The sequence below is a fragment of the Dickeya sp. CFBP 2040 genome (genome assembly GCF_012273755.1).
In the GTDB taxonomy this organism is placed as follows: Bacteria; Pseudomonadota; Gammaproteobacteria; order Enterobacterales; family Enterobacteriaceae; genus Dickeya; species Dickeya poaceiphila.
In genome coordinates, this window is the sequence record NZ_JAAVXH010000105.1 from 1 (window position 1) to 329 (window position 329).

The window sequence follows — 329 nt, forward strand, 5'->3', positions numbered from 1 at the left end:
GTAACGAGCAGTAAAACCTTATAGGCTTGTAGCTCAGGTGGTTAGAGCGCACCCCTGATAAGGGTGAGGTCGGTGGTTCAAGTCCACTCAGGCCTACCAACTCTATTTATCCTTGAAATGTTCGATGGCGGCGCCGCGTGTGTGCACGGTGCGTGATGTGTTGAACCTTTCGACGGCTAAGCGGGTTGAAAGGTTGATGCATCTATGGGGCTATAGCTCAGCTGGGAGAGCGCCTGCTTTGCACGCAGGAGGTCTGCGGTTCGATCCCGCATAGCTCCACCATTTACGAATGACTTCAGAGTGTACTGGAAACAGTATGCTGCGAAGTA

At 52.6% G+C, this 329-nt stretch carries 2 tRNA genes; both read left to right on the forward strand.

The window, feature by feature from the left end:
• The first annotated feature begins 22 nt into the window (after positions 1-22).
• Positions 23-99 (forward strand) — tRNA-Ile (locus Dpoa2040_RS16630).
• 107 nt (positions 100-206) lie between these two features.
• Positions 207-282 (forward strand) — tRNA-Ala (locus Dpoa2040_RS16635).
• Positions 283-329 lie beyond the last annotated feature (47 nt).